This window comes from Peribacillus sp. YIM B13481, from assembly GCF_042787985.1.
In the GTDB taxonomy this organism is placed as follows: Bacteria; Bacillota; Bacilli; order Bacillales; family DSM-1321; genus Peribacillus; species Peribacillus simplex_A.
On sequence record NZ_JBHZPE010000022.1, the window covers coordinates 1 to 22499 of the forward strand.

19 protein-coding genes and 1 pseudogene are annotated in these 22499 nt (G+C 39.9%); 1 reads left to right on the plus strand and 19 read right to left on the minus strand.

The features are described 5' to 3' along the window. Positions 1–194: 194 nt before the first annotated feature. The 17 genes and pseudogenes from cuyA to speB all read right to left on the minus strand — a co-directional run bounded on the left by cuyA (position 195) and on the right by speB (position 19067). Positions 195–1190: a D-cysteate sulfo-lyase gene (gene cuyA / locus ACFX4X_RS13830; protein WP_377384213.1), complete on the minus strand. Its 996-nt coding sequence runs from the start codon at positions 1188–1190 to the stop codon at positions 195–197. Between the two features lie 92 nt (positions 1191–1282). After that, a complete protein-coding gene (locus ACFX4X_RS13835; protein WP_089363567.1) occupies positions 1283–1660 on the minus strand; it encodes a RidA family protein in 378 nt (125 codons plus the stop codon). Between the two features lie 99 nt (positions 1661–1759). Further along, on the minus strand, positions 1760–3238 hold the full coding sequence (locus ACFX4X_RS13840) for an amino acid permease (protein ID WP_061461815.1): 1479 nt from the start codon (positions 3236–3238) through the stop codon (positions 1760–1762). 236 nt (positions 3239–3474) lie between these two features. Beyond that, on the minus strand, positions 3475–4920 hold the full coding sequence (locus ACFX4X_RS13845) for a sigma-54 interaction domain-containing protein (protein WP_377384218.1): 1446 nt from the start codon (positions 4918–4920) through the stop codon (positions 3475–3477). Between the two features lie 62 nt (positions 4921–4982). Further along, positions 4983–6164 carry a MalY/PatB family protein gene (locus ACFX4X_RS13850; RefSeq protein WP_377384221.1) on the minus strand — a complete coding sequence of 394 codons (1182 nt, stop codon included), beginning with the start codon at positions 6162–6164 and terminating at the stop codon, positions 4983–4985. Between the two features lie 189 nt (positions 6165–6353). Continuing rightward, positions 6354–7787: an MBL fold metallo-hydrolase gene (locus ACFX4X_RS13855; protein WP_377384224.1), complete on the minus strand. Its 1434-nt coding sequence runs from the start codon at positions 7785–7787 to the stop codon at positions 6354–6356. 38 nt (positions 7788–7825) lie between these two features. Next, on the minus strand, positions 7826–9025 hold the full coding sequence (locus ACFX4X_RS13860) for an FAD/NAD(P)-binding oxidoreductase (RefSeq protein ID WP_377384335.1): 1200 nt from the start codon (positions 9023–9025) through the stop codon (positions 7826–7828). Between the two features lie 125 nt (positions 9026–9150). Continuing rightward, the gene (locus ACFX4X_RS13865) at positions 9151–9495 is read right to left on the minus strand and encodes a thioredoxin family protein (protein ID WP_377384227.1); all 345 of its coding nucleotides are present in this window, start codon (positions 9493–9495) and stop codon (positions 9151–9153) included. 524 nt (positions 9496–10019) lie between these two features. Beyond that, positions 10020–10532 (minus strand): P-loop NTPase family protein, encoded by a 513-nt coding sequence (locus tag ACFX4X_RS13870; RefSeq protein WP_377384230.1) that lies wholly within the window; start codon positions 10530–10532, stop codon positions 10020–10022. Positions 10533–10715: 183 nt separating this feature from the next. Beyond that, positions 10716–11756, minus strand: a pseudogene (locus ACFX4X_RS13875) (alkene reductase); the annotation flags it as partial. A 274-nt stretch (positions 11757–12030) separates the two neighbouring features. Next, positions 12031–13458, minus strand: a complete 1428-nt coding sequence (locus tag ACFX4X_RS13880) for an MDR family MFS transporter (protein WP_377384232.1) — start codon at positions 13456–13458, stop codon at positions 12031–12033. Positions 13459–13519: 61 nt separating this feature from the next. Next, positions 13520–14092, minus strand: coding sequence for a TetR/AcrR family transcriptional regulator (locus ACFX4X_RS13885; protein WP_284471676.1), 573 nt, complete (start codon positions 14090–14092; stop codon positions 13520–13522). A gap of 265 nt (positions 14093–14357) precedes the next feature. Then, positions 14358–14450: a putative holin-like toxin gene (locus ACFX4X_RS13890; RefSeq protein WP_289320953.1), complete on the minus strand. Its 93-nt coding sequence runs from the start codon at positions 14448–14450 to the stop codon at positions 14358–14360. A 190-nt stretch (positions 14451–14640) separates the two neighbouring features. Continuing rightward, positions 14641–15630, minus strand: coding sequence for a D-2-hydroxyacid dehydrogenase (locus ACFX4X_RS13895; RefSeq protein ID WP_377384235.1), 990 nt, complete (start codon positions 15628–15630; stop codon positions 14641–14643). 92 nt (positions 15631–15722) lie between these two features. Next, on the minus strand, positions 15723–16529 hold the full coding sequence (locus ACFX4X_RS13900; RefSeq protein WP_377384237.1) for a class II aldolase/adducin family protein: 807 nt from the start codon (positions 16527–16529) through the stop codon (positions 15723–15725). After that, positions 16529–17968, minus strand: coding sequence for a sodium:solute symporter family protein (locus tag ACFX4X_RS13905; protein ID WP_377384239.1), 1440 nt, complete (start codon positions 17966–17968; stop codon positions 16529–16531). Before ACFX4X_RS13905 ends, ACFX4X_RS13900 begins: the two co-directional genes overlap by 1 nt. 100 nt (positions 17969–18068) lie before the next feature. Beyond that, on the minus strand, positions 18069–19067 hold the full coding sequence (gene speB / locus ACFX4X_RS13910; RefSeq protein ID WP_377384241.1) for an agmatinase: 999 nt from the start codon (positions 19065–19067) through the stop codon (positions 18069–18071). A gap of 310 nt (positions 19068–19377) precedes the next feature. Here speB and ACFX4X_RS13915 point away from each other — a divergent pair, with 310 nt between their 5' ends. Beyond that, positions 19378–20781, plus strand: coding sequence for a sigma-54 interaction domain-containing protein (locus tag ACFX4X_RS13915; protein WP_377384244.1), 1404 nt, complete (start codon positions 19378–19380; stop codon positions 20779–20781). Between the two features lie 924 nt (positions 20782–21705). Here ACFX4X_RS13915 and ACFX4X_RS13920 read toward each other — a convergent pair. Further along, complete coding sequence (locus ACFX4X_RS13920; RefSeq protein ID WP_260398923.1) at positions 21706–21834, minus strand: hypothetical protein; 129 nt, start codon at positions 21832–21834, stop codon at positions 21706–21708. A gap of 322 nt (positions 21835–22156) precedes the next feature. Continuing rightward, positions 22157–22336 carry an IDEAL domain-containing protein gene (locus ACFX4X_RS13925; protein ID WP_089363541.1) on the minus strand — a complete coding sequence of 60 codons (180 nt, stop codon included), beginning with the start codon at positions 22334–22336 and terminating at the stop codon, positions 22157–22159. Positions 22337–22499 lie beyond the last annotated feature (163 nt).

A 22499-nucleotide genomic window follows, 5' to 3' on the forward strand; every position in this document is an offset into this window, starting at 1 on the left:
TGGAAAATCAACGGCCAAATTGTACAACTCATAAAAAATAGACAAACTCGATTTTCATCGAGTTTGTCTACAGTCTGCAGGGAGCCAAATTTATTGGCTCCCTCAGTTTGGAGTTTATTCCCTATAAGAGAGGATATCCCCTTGCCCATCTTTCTATTTGTTTTGATGGGTACACTATATAATATAATTATACTTCAATAAAAGAGGGAAGTATTGGCGTATAACGAAGAGGCGCCGCCAGAGTGTACGAATAGAATGTTATCCTCCGGTTTAAATGTGCCTTTTTTTACTAAATCAATGAGTCCCGCAGCCGCTTTACCCGTATAAACCGGATCCAGTAAAATCCCTTCTGTTCTGGCCATGAGCTTGACAGCTTCCACCATTTCAGGCGTAGGTAAAGCATAACCAGGTCCGACATACTCATCAAAACACACAACAGCCTCACGAGGGATTGAATTCGGAACGCCGATGTGTGCTGAAGTTTCTTTCACAAGCTGAAAAACTTTCTCTTCTTGTTCAGCTTTTCCTCTACTTACGTTTATTCCGATTACCGGTATTTTACTTTGATTTCCATAAAATCCAGTCACCAAACCTGCATGCATTCCCCCGCTGCCGCTTACACAAACAACAGCATTCACATTGACTCCTTGATCAAAGGACTGTGTCAAAATCTCCTGAGCACAAGCAACATATCCCGTTGCACCAATGGTATTCGATCCCCCTACCGGAATTATATAAGGTTTATATCCCTCTTCCGTTACCTCTTTAGCTACTTTCTGCATTTCTTTCATCAAGTCTGTTCCATTAGGAACAACCTTGATTTGTTCAGCGCCCAATAAATGATACAGAAAATAGTTACCGTTAAAATCCGGCTCTGAACTTTCAGAAAGGCCCTCTTCCAACACAAGGATGCAATTCATTTTCTCTTTAACGGCAGCGGCTAGTGTTAAGCGGCAATGATTTGATTGAATGCCCCCACATGTAATTAACGTATCCGCACCTTTTTCCATTGCATCGGCTACAAGGAACTCTAGTTTTCTTGTTTTATTTCCACCAGCCGTCAGCCCAAGTAAATCATCTCGTTTAATATAAATAGAAGGGCCCCCAAGTACTTCAGAAAAATGATGTAATTTCTCCATGGGTGTATTTGTTGGTGTATATCGACGTCTGGGAAATTGCGCTAAATTCATATTAATTCTCCTCCTGTATTCTCTGTCTAGGACTACCCTATGTAAAGTAAAGAAAAGAGAATATCAATTTGACGTTCTCTTTTCAATTATTATTAGATTATAGCAATTGCTTCGATTTCAATCAAAGCGTCTTTAGGTAAACGAGCAACTTCAATCGCACTTCTAGCAGGATAATCATCCAAAAAGAATTCTCCATATACATGATTCATTGCAGCAAAGTGACTCATATCGCTTAAAAAAACCGTTGTTTTTATTACCTGCTGTAAGCTTGCTCCCGCCGCTTCTATAACCTTCTTAAGATTCTCCAATGACACCCTTGTTTGCTCCTCAATATTATCAGGCATTTCTCCAGTTTCTGGATGAATGGGAAGCTGCCCAGAAGTATACACTACGTTTCCTACTTTTATACCTTGTGAATAAGGACCGATAGCCTTGGGGGCTTCATTGGTTATGATTGTTTCTTTTAACATATAAACCACCTCTTTTTTTTTTTGTAATCCTATTAAAAAACGGAATTGAATTTAATTCTCCTTTGAATAAAACGCTTACATTCACACAAGCCTTCCCTCTTATTCTTTGCGCTCAAAATCACACTCCATCAGAGGAACTATTTTTGTTTTCTTAATGATTTTATAACCAAGCCAGAGAAGCAAGAAAATAGGAAGACCTATATACGTCGCTATAATTTCTGCCCAGCTAATTTGATCTCCGTAAAAAAAAGTCTGCCCAAAAATGAAAACCACAAAAAATAACAGTGTGATGACCGGGCCCAGCGGGTACCATTTGGCTTTAAACGGCAATTCATTGAGATCCCTGCCTTGGGCTACATAGGCTTTACGGAAGCGGTAATGACTAACGGCAATCCCGAACCATTTGATAAATCCGGTAAGGGCTGAAGCATTTATCAACCAAATGAAAACTGAACCATTTCCAAAAAGGGAAGCCAAAAAAGAGGCAAGTCCTATAAAAGCAGTTGTACAAAGGGCCCACATGGGAATTCCCTTTCTGTTAAGCCGTGCAAAGATTCGTGGTGCCTTTCCTTCTTTCGCCAGTGCCCATAGCATACGTGAAGAAGCATACATTGCTGAATTTGCTGCTGATAAAACAGATGTAAGAAGCACGGCATTCATGACGGAAGCGGCTAATGCCAACCCAGCTCTTTGAAGAACAAGCGTGAAAGGGCTGATAGATACATTTTGAACACCCGATTTAAGCAGGTTTGGATCCGTATAAGGAATAATTAAACCGATAACAAAAATCGTCAACACGTAGAAAATAAGGATTCGCCAGAAGATTGACCGAATCGCTTTCGGTACGTTTTTCGATGGATTTTCGGTTTCACCGGCTGCCGTCGCAATCACCTCAGTTCCCTGGAACGCAAAGCCCGCGATGAGCACTACACTAAAGATAGATACAAGCCCGCCATGGAAAGGAGCATCTCCTTGGGTAAAGTTACTGAACCCGACCGCATGTCCTCCCATAATTCCAAAAATCATGGCAACCCCAATAACGAGAAATACGATGATTGAGATGACCTTAATGCCGGCAAACCAGTATTCACTTTCCCCATATGCCTTGACTGATAAAACATTTAATATTAGCAACAAACCCAGAAATAGTGCACTCCACAAGATAGAAGGTGAGTCCGGAAACCAATACTTCATAATAAGAGTAGAGGCCACCAAATCTGCAGGAACCGTTATCGCGGTTGTATACCAATAGTTCCAACCTAACGCAAAGCCTAATGCAGGATCAATGTACTTTGAGGCATAGATGTCAAAGGCCCCCGGGAGCGGTAAGAAGGCCGATAGCTCTCCTAAACTATTCATAACAAAATAGACCATGATCCCTACCAGAATGTATGCAGCAAGCGCTCCCCCCGGCCCCGCAGTGCTAATCGTCGATCCGCTGGATACAAACAATCCAGTTCCAATAGCGCCACCTATAGCCATCATCGTTAAATGTCTGGATTGCAGCTTCCTTTGTAATGATCCTTTTGAATTTCGCTCTTCTAGGGTGTTACTTATCTCTGCTTCTAATTTCCCCATAGTGTATCCCCCTTTTTACTCATCGTTCAAATACAATTTGTATGAAAGGTTCATCTGGCTGTTATTTCAAAAAATTTCTTTATCAATTTTTTACAGAACTTTCAGTTATTTTATAAAATATTCTACCTTCCGCTTTTGTCCTCATCCTTCTAAAATTCAGGCGAGAAAATGATATGCACTCTCCCGCTTTTATTTTAAGAAACTTTAATTGAGAAAAATAGATATTTTCTATGAAGTTAACATAATTTATATTTTTCCAACTTGCGATAAAGAGTAGAGAGGCTAATCTGTAGTTCCCGGGCAATTTGTTCCTTATCATGCCGATATTTTTCAGCCAGGAAATAGCTCTGGATTACGTCTTTTTCATATTCAGAAATCATTTGTTCTAAACTTAACCCTCTACACTCTACAGAAAGAGGATCCTGTTGAAACAGATAGTCAGGTAAATCATGGAAAGATACGATATCTGATTCAGCCATATTTGCCATATATTCTACGGCGTTTTCCAACTGCCGTATATTCCCCGGCCAATCATAGCTTATAAGCCATCGTTCCAGCATGGGGTCAAATCTCAATGGGTGCCTTTGCATGATCTTACAATGTTTATGCATGAAATGTTCAAGATACAAAGCGATATCATCACGCCTCTCTCTTAAAGGTTTGGTATGGAGAGGGATGACATTGAGACGATAATATAAATCCTCGCGAAAAGTGCCGTTCCGCACCATTTCCTCCAGGTTTTGGTGAGTGGCTGCAATCACCCGTACATTAATCTGGATTGCTTTTTTTCCACCGATTCTTTCAAACTCTCTTTCTTGTAAAAACCGTAATAACTTTGGCTGCAAGAAAAGCGGCATATCGCCAATTTCATCAAGGAAAATGGTCCCGTTATGTGCTAATTCGAATTTCCCCATTTTCCCATTCCGCTTTGACCCGGTAAATGAGCCACCCTCATAACCAAACAACTCACTTTCCAACAAGCTCTCAGGAATGGCAGCGCAATTAACTGCCACAAATGAATGCATCCGCCGCTTGCTTTCAAAATGAATCGCTTTGGCTATTAATTCTTTCCCCGTACCGCTATCTCCCCTGATCAAAACAGTGGAAGGGCTGTTTATAATCCTTTTAGCTTTCTTAATAACATCTTTAAGCCCGGAATCTTTTCCAAGAATGTTTTCAAAAGTAAAAACCTTCGGGGGAATCGGAATCTCTTCTTGAATTTTGCAACCCGGTTCCTTCTCAGGGTCCAGCATTGCTAATTTATTGACCAACAATGTACTAACATAGCGTAAAAACTGTATTAGATTCTCTGATTCAATAATCATTTTCTCCTTTTGTTCATGGGAAAAACCAATCATGCCGATGACGCCAACTGGTTTGTCTTGCTTTACAATAGGAAACCCGATGGTAGCGAGTTCTTTGCATTGATTCACGAATTTACAACTCCTGCACTGCGACTCATCTCTTTTCACGTCGTAAACCACTCCAGGCTCCCCTGTTTCCAATATCATTCTGAAAAAGGAGCCTTCCGGAGCGGTTTTGCCAATGAGATCTTTATAGTAGCCAGTTCCGCTAATCCGAACGCCCTTTTCATCAAGCACGGTTATATCCAGACCAAGGATTCCTGCTGTGTTCTCCGCGTAATCTTGAATAAACTGCTGTATGCCGATAAAGCCTGCCATATTATCCTCCTCTGCTATAACGTTATATGCAATAATAAAATAATTTTATTATTGCATAAATTCTACGCTTTACACAAAGAGGAGATAGCTTTTTCTATGCCATCCAAAGCATTTTTCAACATCGAACGCGGACAAGCAATATTGAGCCGCATGAAGCCTTCACCTTCCATACCGAAAATGAGCCCTTCATTCATTGCAACCCTTGCTTTACGTAACATAAATTCATCCAATTCTTTAACTGAAAAACCCAGTTCCCGGCAATCCAGCCATACAAGGTATGTGCCTTCCGGCTGGATGACTTTAATTTGCGGGATGTTTTTGCTGAAGTAATTCAGAGTGAATTCCAAATTCCCCTGCAAATATTCAAGGAGCTGATCCAGCCATTCTTCTCCGTGTCGGTAAGCAGCCTCTAACGCAACAACGCCAAATATGTTCGGCGAACCAATGGATAATGTATTAAGTTCTCGATCATACCTATCGCGCAGTTGTTGATTTGGAATAATGATACTTGACGTCTGTACACCCATCAGGTTAAAAGTTTTGCTTGGCGCAATGCAGGTAAGAGAATGATTTGCAAACTCTTCTGATATAGAGGCAAATGGAATGTGAGTATGTGTCTTATAAACAAAGTCACAATGAATTTCATCTGCCACAACGAGAATGTTATGCTTCATGCAAATCTGTCCCAATCTCGTCAATTCTTCTTTGCTCCATACCCTTCCAATCGGGTTATGAGGACTACACAAAATCAGCATTTTTACCGTTGAATCTATCTTTGCCTCTAGGTCTGCGAAATCTATGGAATAATGTCCATTTTCAAGCTTAAGCGGGTTGTTTACAATTTCACGGCCGTTCGCTTGAATCACACGGGCAAAATGATGGTATACAGGAGGTTGGATAATTATTTTGTCCCCTGTCTGAGTGAAGGACTGAATCGCCAACGATAGGGCTGGAATCACGCCTGGGCTGTGGGTAATCCATTCTTTCTCAATGGACCATCGATGTCTTCTTTTTAGCCAACTTACAATCGATTCCATATACGAGTCCGGTCTAAGTGTGTAGCCATATACACCGTGCTCCACACGCTGTTTTAATGCTTCGATGATAGGTTGTGGAGACTGAAAATCCATATCGGCCACCCACATCGGTATAACATCCTTTACCCCAAATTGATTTTCAAGTTTATCCCATTTTTCACAATCAGTGTTCAGTCGACGGATTTCTTGGTCGAAATTATATTTCATCGAGTATCTCTCCTTCTCATGTTCGCTTGTGTACCTTGCCTCTTTATATATGCAATTGCCATGCCAACCTATTTCTTCTATAAAATCTCCTTATACCGCGGTGATTATTTAAAAAACTTTTCATCCTAAGCATTGGCACATTTGCAACTATGGTAAGTATTTTCGCATGTATGATAAAATTCAAAGAATTCATTTAGCATCTCTGGCAGGGCGCAACTTCTGCTGTTTTCTCCATTCCTCATATCCGCCTACAAGGCTTTGTACTTCTTTAAAACCATGAACTTGTAGAAGGCTTGCAGCGATGGCCGATCTTCCGCCGGTTTTGCAATAAACCAAAATTGGTTTATCATGCGGAATTTTGTGTGCCTGTTCTTGTAAATGACCAAGCATCACATGCTTCGCCTGCGGAATATGGCCTTCCTCCCATTCGCCCATGCTTCGGACATCAAGGACATATATACGGTCTGATTGAATAGCACCATCTATCTTGTCCATTGTCACTTCTTTATACTTCATTACACGCGAATCAATTTCTCCTGCCATCTCATTGATATATGGTTCCATTGTTGCAACGACGTGATCCAATCCAATGGACTGGAGATCATTCACAATAATTTCCACAACATCATTGCTTGCGAGAAGATATAAAGGTCGGTCATAGTCCAACAGCCATCCCGCCCAGGTTATAAATGATTTGTTATAAGGGATATTAATTACACCTTGTATATGCTTTTTAGCAAATTCACTGGCCGGACGTGTATCAATGACAATTCCCTGTTTCGCCCATTCCTGTACAATATCTATTGAAACCGCCATACGAAGTGGTGCTGCTATACTTCGAATTTGCTGCGGACCCTCTTTATTCAACCGCTTCATCATTGAAAAATAAGGGGGTGCCTCCGGCTGTCCAGCCAACAGCGCTTCTATAAAGCGCTCCTCATTATCATATTGCAGTGCCCAATTTGTCCGTTTTTCATATCCGATGGTTGATGATGGGATTGCTCCTAGCGCTTTTCCACAGGCACTGCCCGCTCCATGCCCTGGCCATACTTGCAGATAGTCAGGAAGATTTTTAAACTGCTGCAGAGACCGATACATCTTGCGTGCCATTTTTTCCGAGGACCCGTGCACCCCTGCGGCTTTTTCTAATAAATCGGGACGACCCACATCACCGACAAATACAAAATCTCCAGTAAATATCCCGAGTGGATCCTTGGTAACTGTACCCCCATCTGTTATAAGCAGTGATATATGTTCAGGTGTGTGTCCTGGTGAATGAATCACCTCAAAATGGATATTTCCAATCGTAAATACATCTCCATTTCTTAGAAAGCGGTGTTCATCCCCAGTAACGTACTCATATTTCCAGTCCGGCCCTCCCTCATCAGATAAATACAATGTTGCCCCAAGCCTTGAAGCCAGCTCCTGTGAACCAGACAAAAAATCGGCATGGATGTGTGTTTCCGTTACACCCACGATCCTCACACCATTTGCTCTTGCCGTTTTTATGTAAGGTTCTACATTACGTGACGGATCAATAATGATCGCTTCGCCAGTAGCTTGACATCCCACAAGGTATGAAGCTTGGGCCAGTTTCTCATCATAAAAATATTTGAGCAGCATAAATCTTCCTCCTTATTTTATGGATATCAGAAATGCTATTACATCATACCTTTAAGCATCCCATTCCAATACATAACGGGAAGCAAGTTTTTCTTCAATACATACATACTGAACCTCTCACGGGATTGATCGATAGGAAAGGTTTCTTGAGGCTGTAAATCATAATTGAATTCAGCCAGTATAAGCCGCCCGTATCCAGTAACAAGTGGACATGATGTATAGCCGTCATATTTATGAACCATTTGTTTGGCACGTATTCGAAGAAGTAAATTTTGCACAAGCACTGGTGCTTGTTTGCGAATAGCAGCCCCTGTTTTTGACGTAGGCAGGTTTGTACAATCCCCTATGCCGAATATATTGTCAAAGTGTTCATGCTGCAGCGTATATTTGTCCACTGCCAGCCAGCCATTACTAGCAGCAAGGGAACTATTCTTGATGAAATCCGGGGCGCTCATCGGCGGTACCACATGAATCATGTCATATTGCATATTCACGCGCTCATTTGTATTTAGATTTTCAAATGTCGCTCGTTTTTTATCACCATCAATTTCAATGAGATGATGCATAAAACATGTTGCGATTTCTTTTCGTTCAATTATTTTGTTTAGTGCCTGTTCATATTTTTTTACATTGAATATGGATGGGCTGCCTGAAACAAAAATAACCGAAGATTGCTGGCGAACTCCTGATTTTCTGAAATATTCTTCCGCCAAATACATAATTTTTTGAGGAGCACCACCGCATTTTACCGGAGTGTTCGGATTGGTAAAGATGGAAGTCCCGCCCTTGAAGTTTCGGATCGCCTCCCAAGTGCTATCAACATAATCATAAGAGTAATTACTACATACCCCATTCTTTCCTATACTCTCTTTTAACCCCTTGATTTCATGCCAGTTAATTTGAATCCCCGCAGCGACAACTAAATATTCGTAGTGCAGTTTGTTTCCGGATGCTGTTACAACAACGTTTTCATCTGGCTGAAATGTGGTAACCGCATCCTGTACCCATACGGCTCCTTTCGGAATAACAGATGCCTCCTCCCTTTGTGTCACAGTTTTGTCAGCTTCGCCTGCTCCTACAAGCGTCCATAAAGGTTGATAATAATGTTTCGTCGCAGGGTCAATGATGGCAATGTTTCCGCTCAGAGTGCGTGATTCACGGAGGAGACGTGCCGCGACCGTAATTCCGGCACTGCCGCCTCCTACAATCAAAATTTTGTAATGTGTCTCATTCTTCATCTTTGCCATTCTTAATCACCTCATATCAATTTTATAAAGAAGCTCATCAATTTAACGCTTCAGATTGGAAGCGGCGCCGAAATCTTTTTCGATAGGCGCCCTCCCAATTAAATGTCAGTAAATGATTATCTTTCTAATTTTTCACTTTCCACTACGATTTGATTGAGAAACTGTTCAACCTCCTCCTGGCTTTTTCCGAGTTTACTTACAAAGCGATTAAGTTCCTTCCCTTCTTGAAAAGCAATAAAGCTTGGGATTCCATACACATCTAGCTTCTCTAATAATTCCGGAAAATGGTCTCGATTTACTGCGATCATATCTATTTTTTCTTTATACGCTTCTTCTACAATTGGCATGAATAAATTGGTATTCTGACAGTCTGGGCACCATTCAACATAAAATTTGGCAACAACTGGTTTTGTTGATGAAATCGCCTCATCAAACTCTTTCTTTGTTTTTATCTCTTTCATAATTACAATCCTCCCTATATTTTGTTCTCAATGCTATACTGATTGTCTTCATTACTTGATCGCTCTTGCTTCAAGATATCTTTCGCAATCCAGAGCATCCATACATCCACTTCCTGCAGCAAACTCTTTCCAATAAAGCTTTAGTAATTGGCGATTCATCACTCCCTACTTTCTCTATTTACTCATCATTTATATCAAGCAAAAACCATGCCAACTAATTTCCTCCTGTAAAACTGCTTTGTTTGTACACTTCACTCTTTGGAAATTCCCATTTTTGCTATCATTTATATTAAAAAACCTTTATCATCAGGCTTAAAGCCTTCCTAGGACTAGGAAGGCTTTTTGCATCTGTGATAAACTCTTCGAACCAATTATTAAAGTGATTATCTAACATTTAAAGTTAATAAGTATTTTCCTTAAGTTTCGTATTACTGAAATTGACTAGCCTTTCCCTTTATTGCATAAGATAAAGAGCTGATTTCACAGCCTTTTCATGAACCATTGCATCTGTTGATCACCCCGGCTCAGTTTAACAAATATTCTTCAATTTCCTGCTTGCTTTTTAAAATAACCATTATCTTTTCAGGCTCACTTCTTTGAAGATCTTCAAGTCTTTTTTTCATTTTTTTCTTACGTGGAAAGTAGGTGGTCATTATAAATTTAACAAACTGCCAGTCTAATTTTTCATAACAGCCCTCACCCATATCAGGTCTTGTTTTCCCTATATAAGACAGCCAACGTTTTACAACACGGTAAAGGCAAACACGGAGAGGGAGTTCTAAATAAATAATCGTATCGGCATGCTTAGAACGTAAGTCAAAAGAATTACTATAATTACCATCCATTATCCACTTGCCATCACTCAATACTTCCTTCTGAGCAGAAATAAAATCCTCTAAAGGAGCTTCCACCCAGCCAGGCCTCCAGTAGAATGTATCCAAATGATGTACATCAATATTTAAATTTTCTCCTAGTCTTCTTGCAAAAGTAGATTTTCCGACGCCCGCGGATACTCCTATAACCATAATACGTTCCATTGATATACCAGCTTTCTACTTTGGGTATTGGGAATGAATTGTTGTCTCATCATTCTTTCTTCCCTTTAGCTCCATATGGAAAAGGCGACCCTTCTTAATGAAGAATCGCATCAGTAAATTGAAAGAAAAAAATGATTGGTATTTTGTACACTGACATTTAAAAAAGGCTATGTTTTTTCTCAATTAAATAAGTTGCCCTAAATGTTTCTTTGCCTCGTAATCAACAAGTTTTTCTTCATGCTTAATTCGTGCCAGATAATCCGGGTTGGCGATAAGCGGACGTCCAATCGCCGCAACGTCAATTGTGCCCTTTTCCAGTGCGGCTTCTGCTGTTTCAGGATCAAGCCCTCCCACACCAACTATAATTCCATCCCAGTGGCTGCGTACCAATTCATGCATGGTCAGTCCCCTTGCAATCGGTTTGGTAAATTCCATCGTGGACGGGTGAATCATTTTGACTCCTGTTTCATTAAACGCTTCAATAAATGTTTGGATCGCTGTTTCAGGGTCTTCCCACATGTAAGACTGCTGGTCAATTTTCAAAGCCGAGAAACGAATAAGGGTACGTTCCACTCCAACCGTATCAATAACAGCTTTTAGCACTTCCTTCATAAATGTCAGACGCTGTTTCAAATCACCGCCGTATCGATCCGCCCTTTTATTGGAAGTGTCAGAATTGAACTGGTCTATTAAGTAGCCATGTGCACCATGAATTTCAACGCCGTCAAAGCCAGCATCCATCGCATTCTTTGCAGCTTGTTTATATTGGTTCACTACTTCTGCAATATCCGTCTCTGTCATTTCTTCAGGAATATCAAAAGGTTTTCCGAATCTTGAAACCTTTCCTTCAGCAGCGATAGGAGAAGGGGCCTGCGGAGGTCCTCCTGCAATTTCATGATGGCTTGCACGGCCAACATGCCAGATTTGCGCAATGATCGTTCCGCCTTCAGCGTGTACAGCTTCCGTTACTTTTTTCCACCCATTTATTTGCTCTTGAGTATAAATCCCGGGCACCCCAGGATTACCCTTTGCTCTTGGTGAAATCACGACACCTTCTGTAATGATAAGCCCGATTCCATCTTGAGCCCGTTTTCGGTAGTATTCTACGGTCAGGTCATTCACAACACCAGTTTCGTTATTGGCAAACGAGCGGGTCATAGGAGCCATTGCCGTTCTTGTTTTTAAGTTCCATGCACCTATTGTTACAGGTTCCAACAGTTTAGTTATTTTTTTCATTTGAATTCCTCCTGTTAACCACTTTACCTGAGCTAACTTTTAGTAACTATTATTGTGTAAGATTATCCGATAAGTGGTTAATTTTCAAATAATTCACTCTGAATTTAATACCATTTGATAAAAAATGGTATTAAAGACCAATAAAAAAGCACTTATTCATTACCAATAAATGGATGGTTCTAAATTGCTTTTTTCCAAACAAAAAAGCCAGTCAGAGAAAACCTTTTCCCTGCTGGCTAATGGATCTTTTTTCATTACCTTTTTAGTCACGTGCTGTTCTGATAAAAAACGATATGATCAAACCAATGATTGCAAGGACTAGACCGAAAATGAAGGCATCTTGAACGCCTGCAGTCAATGAACCGCTAATGGCTGATGGATCGAACGGATCTTCTGCATTTGCCATATAATTTTTTTGGGATGCTGACATGATGGTAATGGCAACGGTTGTCCCGATAGCTCCCGATACTTGTTGCAATGTATTCATAAGAGCCGTTCCATCCGGATAAAGATTTTTCGGCAGTTGATTCAGCCCATTTGTCTGGGCGGGCATCATGACCATCGAAACACCAATCATAAGGAGAGTATGCATGATGATTACCATAATGATGGATGTTTCAGTCGTTACGTTCGTCAAAGTCCATAACATGGCAATCATGATAATAAAGCCTGGAATCACTAGCCCTCTTGGTCCGAACTTATCAAATATACGTCCAGTAACCGGAGACATGATACCATTAAGCACTCCACCCGGTAAAAGTACCAGACCAGCTGAAAACGCAGCTAATGCCAGCCCGGTTTGCAGGTATAGCGGTAAGAGGATCATGGATGACATGATGATCATGAAGGTGATGAAGACGGTTATTAACCCTAAAGTGAACATGGGATATTTAAAAACGCGCAAGTCAATCATCGGTTTATCCATATTGAATTGTCTTACAGCAAACAGGAATAGCGCTATAAGGCCGACAATGAGCGAGGATAGAACTATCGCATTACTCCATCCATGTTCCCCAACAATACTAAAGCCATAAACAATTCCTCCAAAACCGATGGTCGATAAAATAATGGATGGTACATCGATTTTAGGTTTGGTGATTGTTGAAACGTTTTGCATATACTTGAGACCGAATAGTAAAGCAATCACAAAGAATGGCAAAGACACCCAAAAAATGTAATTCCATTTCAAATTTTCAATAATCAAACCTGAAACTGTCGGTCCGATGGCTGGGGCAAACATGATCACCAGCCCCATCAATCCCATCGTCGCTCCCCTTTTATGGATCGGGAAAATCAATAAAATGGTATTGAACATGAGAGGCAATAAAAGACCTGTTCCGATTGCCTGGATGACACGAGCTAGCATCAAGATGCCGAACCCAGGTGCAATTGCTGCAATGAGCGTCCCAATGATGGAGAACACCATTGATGCAATGAATAATTGACGGGTATTGAACCACTGAATCAGGAGTCCCGAAACGGGAACCAATATCCCCAATGTTAATAAATAACCCGTTGTCAGCCATTGCACGGTGGAAGGACTGACATTGAATTCCTGGATTAAATCCCCCAGCGCCATGTTTAAAGCCGTCTCACTGAATAACCCAATGAACCCTGCAATTAAAAATGCAATTAAAATGGGGGTAGTTCTAATGACTTGGTTTTGTTGCTGTGTTGCATCTAAAGACATAAAATGATTCCTCCAATTACTGACTGTTCGATGTAAGCATAAAATAATTTTTCCGTATGACTTATTTATTTATCAACAATAATGGTATCTGTTCCGCAATGGCTTGGAGAGGTTTCCCGTTTTTCGCCGTTAAGGATAAAAGGATACCGCCCTCAATTAAAGCATTAATTACGATACTCAATTCCTTTGCCCGTTTCTCACTGAATTTCGCCTCGAGTAATTTCTTCACATATATGGATTGCCAATCTTCTATCGCTTCTTGACAGGCCGTTCTTATCGGCTCACTCGTCGTATATGTTTCCGCCGCTATCGTCCCGATTGGCAGTCCTAATAGATTTTCACTTTCACCAAAAACCTCGGATAATTGAAAAATATGAGCCTGAATCGCTTTAATAGGGTCTTCGATTTCATCAAATCCCCGTTGAATTTCATCTATCACGAATTCTTTTGTATGAATAATCGCCTCTATCGCCAATTCTTCTTTGCCTTTCGGAAAATAATGATACAGCGAACCTTTTGGGATACCACTTTCCTCAATAATATCCTTAAGTCCTACACCATAATATCCACGTATGCGAAAAAGTCGGGAAGCAGCTTCAATAAGAATGTCTTTAGAGTTTCGTTTGTCTGCCATAGCTGGATCACTCCTTGAAATTATATCAACCAGTCTATTAGGACTATACTTGTATATTATTGTTTTGTCAAAGATGACTTCCAATGAATGGATGGGATTTGCTTATGAACGCATGTGAAATACTTATACAACAAAAAGAACACCTTATACTCGGTGTTCTCTGCAAGTTCGAGGAAATCATACCTTCTATTAAATCCCGGTATTTTTTAAAACGCTTCCATTATCAAACACAGCGGCCTGGCTTATCATAAACATATCGTTATCTTCAAGGATTCCTGTCATGATTTTTGAAACCAAGAATAGCAATTACAAACATGCCAAAGCTTAGCATTAGGGAAATAACTTCGAAAGTACCCATTCACACCGCCTCCTTACAACCAGCTTTTCCTGATCAGAGATTGTCCTATACAAGAAAAACATGAAGGCAGCACCTTTTATTCAAAAAAAAAGCAAACCCCAATCAAGGTCTGCCCTCCTACTCCATTCATATCATTGAAAGTTTGAAAGTTCCCATTCGTTGAGAGCTTCCTTTTCATAACCCATTCCTGTTAATAACCCAGTCTTTTTTCCACAACGTTCTTGAGCGGCTTACCGTCAGAAAACAGCTTTAAATTTTTCAGGAATAACTCCATTACACGATCTAGATGTTTGGCAGAGTTGTAAGCATTATGTGGGGATACCATGACATTTTCCAGCTGCCAGAAAGGGTGATCCTCAGGTAAAGGTTCTACTTCAAACACATCGAGCGCCGCTCCTGATATGTGCCCATTTTTCAATGATTCAATTAAATCTTCATCCACAATCGTATTACCACGGCCGACATTAATTAAATGGCTGCCTTTTTTCATTTTATTTATGCGTTCTTCATTTAAAAAATAAGAGGTATCTTTCGTAAACGGGAGTGCCAAGACTACAAAATCGGACCTAGAAAGGACCTCATCCACTTGATCCATACCCATTATCAAATCAGCAGGTTCATATTCTTCCTTCCTCTGGGCGGGATTTCTGCGGCAGCCAATAACGGTCATTCCTAGTCCTTTACATCTCTTTGCTATCTCAAAGCCAATATCACCATACCCAATTATCCCGACTGTTGAATTCTCAAGGTCTTTCACAGGGATTTCAACCCAATTTTTGTTTATTTGATTTCTGATCATTGTCGGCACACCCCTTGCTAACGAAGATAGCATCGCAATTGTATGCTCGGCTATCGGGACAGATGAGCAGCCTTTGACATTAGTGATGATGACATCGCTTTTTTTGATGTCTTCATTCAGCATGGCCTCCACTCCCGCACTGTCTGAATGTATCCATTTAATTTTTGGAGCTTTTTTTAAAATGCTAAGATTATCATGAAGTCCCAGCGTATAAAGGATATCAAACTTTGATAGATCCACTGTTGGCTGCGGTTCAGTTTCGCCGAATTCCCATGGTTCGATAACAACTTCAGAACAAATCTCCTTAAACTCATTGATGTATTTCTCCGGTATATCGACCCTGATATAAAGTGAAGGTGCTGTTTTCTTAGAATCGGACATTATTAAACCTCCTCAAGAACCTGCAATCCCTTTTTCCCTCTTTGATGAAAGCAATCCGTTTCATGTTTCGTGTCTATCCCCGTGCTTTATGATCACTTCAAGCAATCCGGTTGCTCTTCTCTAATTCTATCCCAAAGAGGCTGAAAACTCAGCCATCCCTCATATTCAGTTCCCGTTTGTTCTGCAGTTAACTTTGCATACTCCTGTTCTATAAAAATGGGCCTGCCTACAGATTCAGCCATTATCTGTGCTTGACATGAACGTTCCATCGTTATGAACCACCAAGCAGCTGAATCTACAGATTGGCCCACCGTTAACAATCCATGGTTGCGGAGGATGACAGCTTTGTATTGACCTAGAGCCCTGGCAATGCGTTTCCCTTCTTCAGATGCATAAACCACACCAGTAAAATCATCAAATAATGCATGGTCATTGTAAAATTGGCAGGCATCTTGCGTAATCGGATCTAACAGTCTCCCTAAAGAAGACCATGTCTTTCCATAGACCGAATGAGCATGTGCCGCTGCAACTGCATCCGGTCGTGCTTTATGAATTTCCGAATGGATGGCAAAGGCAGCACCATTCACTGAATGTTCACCCTCTACAATATCACCTTTATGATTAACCAATATAAGATCTGAAACGGAAATTTGACTAAAATGCATCCCAAACGGATTGACCCAGAAATGGTCTGTATATTTTGGATCACGGACCGTAATATGGCCAGCTATCCCTTCATCGAAACCAAACTTTGAAAAAAGCCGGAATGAAGCTGCCAACCGTTCTTTCCGGTGATTGCGCTCTTCTTCCATTGTATTGAATGTTTCGGGTTGCAGGGAAATTGTCTTTGTCATTTTTCTTTCCTCCTTGATTCTTTTTCTGTTTTTTTGGTGAACCATCAATTAGCCATGGTGTCCATGTCAGCTTTACCCTTAACATCTTGCATTTCCTCGCTTTTGTTCTCGAGATGATTTTTCGAACTTAGGAAAGTAAATGTAGTAATGACGACAAAACTAGTAGCGAGCCCGTACAGAATTGGTTGAGTGGAGGAAGGTCCATTTATCACCAATCCAACAATAATAACGACCATGCTGGCCAGGATGGAGTAAAATGCGGCTGTAGCCGTTACCCTCTTCCAAAAGAATCCAAGGATGATTGGAAAGAACACAGCACCAGATAAAATTGCGTAAGCTACATCCAATGCAACTAAAATATCCTGAATCCATATCGAAACGATAATGGTCAATACACCAATCGTTAAAGTCGTAATCCGGGATGTTTTTAAAAATTGATGTTCACTCATTCCTGGACCGATATATTTTTTAATGATGTCATTAACAACTAAAGTGGAAGAAGCAAGCAATGTCCCTGAAGCTGTGGACATTAGGGCAGATACCACACTCGCAATGACGACCCCCAATAGACCAGGAGGCAAAGTTTCCATCGCTATACTAGTAAAAGCGTTTTGTGGATCACCTAAATTAGGAAGGATAATAAAAGCGCACATTCCAATGATACTGATTGCTATCGCATAAAAAACACTATATATTCCCGCTCCAACCGTTCCGCCACGAGATATCGCTTTGGTTCGTGCAGTAAAAAGACGCTGCCAGATATCTTGGCCAACAACAACCCCTAAAGTAAATAGTAAGAAGTATTGAAAAATTGTCTCTCCGCCAATGTTGCCTAACTCGAAATGGGATGCAGGGAGATTTTCTTTAAGCGATCCCCACCCTCCTGCCTTAGAGATGCTCAATGGAAGCATGATAAAGAAAATACCGATCGTCATGATGACGAATTGCACGACATCAGTCATGGTGACTGACCACATACCTCCTAATATTGTATAAAATAAAACGATCCCACCCCCGACTATCATGGAAACCGTTAAATTCCAGCCAGCCAAAACATGTAATATCGTCCCCATCCCAATCACTTGCGTTACAGTCAGCATGAAAGTATAGATAACAGAGACAAGGGCACTAATCAATCTTGTTTGAGAATTGTAACGCTTCTCAAGCATTTCACTGATCGTCAGTACTTTTAAATCAAATATCTTATTTGTTAAAAATAACCCGATAGCGATAATGCCGAGTCCAATCATCACCACTAGCCAAATACCGGATATCCCAAACTGATAACCTAACTTTGCTGTACCTAGAGTGGAAGCCCCCCCTAATATCACAGCAGCTAAACAGGATAAATACATAAAATGCCCTAGATTACGCCCTGCTACAATGAAATCATCTGCCGTTTTTGCCCGTTTGGATCCGATTACTCCCACAATGATTAAAACAGAAAAATATAGAATCATGATCGATATATCCAAAATATGCATGTACACATCTCCTTTTGGGGTTGTTTTGTTTTTATCGCTTTGTGTTTAAAGAGGGAAGGATTGGATTTCACCGTTCCTCCCTTCAATTTATATGAGAGAACTAGTTGTTAAGCTGCGTTTCCAGATCTCCCGTTCTCTCTTTTTTCTCCAGTTTACCTTTTTTTGCGAGAGCGATGAGTGTGATGAATTCATAGACAATATTAGCTGCTGCGGCAGCCGTGATTTGTCCGTGATCGTATGAAGGTAAAACCTCAACAAGATCGAATCCTACAAAATCTATATTCGTCAATCCTCTTACAAAGGCTAAAGCATCATCAATGCTGGCCCCTGAAACCTCCGGGGTCCCCGTTCCAGGGGCATAGACGGGATCTAAAAAATCAATGTCAAAAGATAAAAACACCGGGCCCTTCGCGACACGTTCATGAATGACCTCTAGCATCTTTTGGACCCCGATGCGTTTATAATCGTTCGTCGTATAAACCCCCAAACCTAAATCCTGGGCATCCTGAAGATCTTCCGGTCCGTAAAGACCACCCCTCATTCCAATTTGAAGAGATCGCGATACATCGATGAGACCCTCTTCTATTGCCCGGCGAAAAACCGTTCCGTGATTATACTTTTGATCAAAATAACTATCCCAAGTATCGGAGTGAGCATCGAATTGAAGCAAGGCCACTGGTCCATGCTTTTTTACGATTGCGCGTAACTCCCCTAGAGTAATAGAATGATCGCCTCCTAATGAAATGGGGATGATCCCTTTTTCAATGACGGGGGTAAGCTCTTCTTCGATCTTTTTATATGTTTCAGAGATATAACCGGGAATGATCGGAACATCGCCATAATCAATTCCTGATATATAGTCAAAAATATTAATATCTTGTTCTGGATTATAAGGACGTAAAAGGATTGAAAAATCGCGAATGGCTTCTGGACCGAATCTCGCACCCGTCCTGAATGATTGCCCGGAATCAAAAGGAATTCCCGTAATGACAAAATCCATATGTTCATCTACCTGTTCAACAAATGGAAGCCGCATAAACGTACGTACTCCGCAAAAACGGGGTGATTTGAATGAGTCTTTCGGTTGATACTTCATCATGTAACATCCTCCTAAATTTCAACTATTATTTTCACTACATTGCAATTTCATGATGTTAAATGAACTTCCATCTTTTTTACACTAATAGAATGGAAATATATAGCACCCTTGTTTGGAAGTTCTCTTCTTACCTTTTACATAAGCAAGATTCACGCCAATTATTTCGCTGCGGTTTATAAGGCTTTTCGATATTCTGTTTCATCAAATGATCAAAGACTTAATCATTTTCTTATTTTTTAATTTAATTTTTGATTATTCTGACTCTTTGATTTATATTTTAATTAATCAACATCCCAAAGGAGCGGAACTCATGTATGACGATATGCTGGAGGAAGAACTTAATAAGATCATTGAAACATCGAATAATAACATCCTCATTACCGATCAAGATGGAATCATTTTATATTCCAATCCAAAGCTTTGGGAGATTTATGGTATGGAAAGTGATTCTTATATCGGTACCTCTGTCTATCAATTAGAAAGTGAGGGCCTTCTCACACCATCCATCAATGCGATTGTTTTAAAAGAAAAGAAAGCGAAGCGTATAATGCAACATACAAAAACAGGTCATGTTGTCATGTCGACTGGCTATCCCATTTTTAATAAGGACGGACTTCTCGTTAGGGTAATCAGCTATGGCCAGGATCAAACCGAGATTCTGCAATTGCAAGATCAATTTGAGCAATTACAACGAAAAGTAAAAGGCTATCAAACCGAAGTCGAGGATTTAAGAGAAAAGGAACTGGATTACCATGATATGATCGCTAGAAGTAATGAAACGAAGCAGATTTTAAAAACGATCCATAATGTTGCAAAAACCGATGCCACGATTCTCTTATTAGGACCATCCGGGGTAGGGAAAAGCACTTTTGCCCGTGCTATTCATGACCAAAGCAACCGAAAGAAAGAACCTTTTATCGAAGTGAATTGCAGCACGATACCTGATAGTTTGTTTGAATCCGAAATATTCGGCTATGAGCCGGGATCATTTACAGGGGCCGATAAACAAGGAAGGCAAGGCCTGGTTGAGCAGGCTGACAGCGGAACTCTTTTCTTGGATGAAATCGGGGAACTCCCACTTGCCATGCAAGCTAAATTACTGAAAGTATTACAGGAAAAAAAGATAAAGCGCATCGGCGGAAAAAAAGAAAACTATATTAACTTCCGCCTTGTTGCAGCAACTAATCAAGATCTGAAGGGGATGGTTAGTCAAGGTAAATTTAGATTAGACTTATTTTATCGTTTGAATGTGATTCCCATCCAAATTCCGGCTTTGCATGAACGTAAAGAAGATATACCTCTCTTAATACAACATTATTTAAAGAAAACGAATGATAAATACCAGAAATTCAAAAAAATCCATCCATCGACTTATGAAGTTTTGACCCATTATAATTGGCCCGGGAATATACGAGAATTAGAAAACCTAATTGAACGGTTAATCCTGACCATTGAAGTGCCAAATATATTTCCCGAACACCTTCCACAATCCATCACAGGGCAAATAGAACAGCCTGAAGACTCCACTTTCTTGGCAATCGAAAAAGAATGTGAAGAGAATTTCGATTTAAAGAAGACACTGGAAAAGGTTGAAATGCAACTGATTGCTAAAGCATGGAAACAATGTAAAACCACCTACGAAATGGCAGACCATTTGGGCATCAGTCAGCCGACGGTCATCTATAAATTAAAGAAATACAAAAAGTATTTTTAAATTCATCTGGATTAAAATCCCCTAGACACGATAGATGGTGGTCCTTAGCCTTTAGTAATGAAATGCCAGTTGCCATAAACCCAATAACAATAAAAAAGCCATAATACAAACAATCAATAAAAAAATCCACATTCAAGATGAATGGGATTCACAAATATCTTTTATAAGTAAGATTTCCAGGCTTAAATTAATTCAACGAATAATCGTCAGTGAGGCTCCTGCTGCTCCTCCTGTAAAGACAACTGTGGCCTCTAAATCAAATACATGAAGGAGATTGTATTCTCTGCTGATAAATTAACACCCACATCATTATTATAATTAGAAATTTAAGACTGCTGTTGATAATATGGAGCTGCGAATAGGCGAAGCACCCTTTAAAATCAACCTCGAACCAACAACAATTGTTCCAGTTGACCTGTTGTTGATCCTGTCGCCCAGTTAATCCCGTTGCTCCGGTTGTTCCTGTATTTTTCCTTTTTCTTTTTTTAGATATATCAAGACATTATTGCTGAATATCAGGTTTTTATGATTGGATTAATCTTGAATACATATATCAGAACGAATTTTTTCATTTCAACGGTTCCGCCTAAAAAACAAAAGATATTTTACTATATCAACAGAATAAGAATTACATATCCTAATCGAAGCTGAATACATCAAAAAAAGAGGCACCCATAATGGGAGCCTGAATTTTAGTGAAGGTAAAGCTATTGTATGTAAACTGAAACCTTTTCGCATCCCTATCCGATGCGATAGTTGAGAAATAAGATATTCACCCAGTCACTTTAGAGATATCTCTTTAAGCCTTTTAATGCGTTTAATCAGGCTTTGACTTAAGGACACGGACTTAAAACTGGAAATGCAAAAAAATAAAAATGAATCAGGAAGTCATGCATAATTTCCCAATTCATTTTTGACATTCATTTACTTTTTATCTTTAATGCTTTTGGGAACATAGTCATTCAGTTTGTTAAATAAAGAAGTAATGTAGGAGTTGAGCTCGAATCGATCCTCCTGAATAAATTCAGCTAACGACACTCCATTCTTTTTCATATCTTCTCCCCCTTTTAGCATTCTATCCTGATGCATATACCTTCCAGCCTCAGCCTCCACTACCTGTGAATTCAGTCATTGGCGCACTTACAATATCTTCTCTCCATCGTTTTCTTTATTTGATTATCATGATTATACAAGAAAGCGCTTACAATGTAAAATATTATAATACTATAGATTCCTATTTACTTATGTTTCAGATTAAATAAAATTTCATCTTCATCATATTTATATTATCAAGCTGCACTGGCTTCTATGTGCGTATGAGCTTTTCTTTTCTTTTATTTCAAAGCTACTTGTCTTTTTTACAGTGTGCAAAATTTCATGAAATGCCCTTCAATATTTCAGTTAAACGTATGAACTCATCCTTATCATGATTCTTCAATGAATCATCGATCTCTTTTTCGATTTGTGCTTTCCGGTAATCACTAAGGGCCTTTTTCAAAACCAATTCAGCCATCTCTTCAGGTTCAAGCGATGTTCCTGGCAATTGCTTCTCCATACGAAACCAACTCCTTAACCTTTTTTCTATTATACTAAGTAACTTGGAGATTATTATTATTTATTAAAATCTTATCCTTTCCGCTTTTTTATTTCCTTATCCACATGATTTCCACATCGCCACTCTTCTATACATAAAAAATACTAAATAATTTTAAGTGAAT